General features: G+C 33.9%; 1 protein-coding gene. It reads right to left on the bottom strand.

Going from position 1 to position 514, the window contains the following annotated elements; all coding sequences use genetic code 11:
- On the bottom strand, positions 1-514 hold a 514-nt coding region (locus VB797_RS33890; protein ID WP_323242197.1), incomplete at both ends, for a hypothetical protein.

The following is a 514-nucleotide window of genomic DNA, read 5'->3' as shown; positions in this document are numbered from 1 at the left end:
TAATTACAGGAGCGGTTGTATCTTGCTCACCTACATTTACATTGACATTAATTTCATTACTACTTGTATTTCCAGCTAAGTCAGTAGTAGTAATAGTTAAAGTTTGAGTACCATTACTCAACCCTGTTAAATCCAACTCAGCATCAAATTCACCATTTTCATTAACGGGAACTATTACTTCATCACCAGTGTTAAAACGATAAGTTAAATTAACAATTCCAGAACCAGTTTCATCACTAGTTCCAGTTAATCTTGCACCTTCTGTTAATTCCCCATCAGCGATAGGATTATTAATTGTCAAAGAAGGTAATTGAGTGTCTAAACTAAAGCTGAAATTCAATTCTTCCGAATTATTACCAACTGCATCGGTAGCAATTAATTTGAGAGTATGTTCCCCTTCACTTAAATCAACATCACCGTTAATTTGCTTTAACTTAGCTGCATCAAAGGAGAAACTACCATCTGTTTGTAACTGTGCTAAAACATCAACAAAGTTTTCTGTAGTAGTATCATT

It is taken from the genome of Rivularia sp. UHCC 0363 (assembly GCF_034931125.1).
GTDB lineage: Bacteria > Cyanobacteriota > Cyanobacteriia > Cyanobacteriales > Nostocaceae > Rivularia.
Note: the sequence above shows the minus strand (reverse complement) of the source record. Positions and strands in the feature narration are given on the sequence as shown.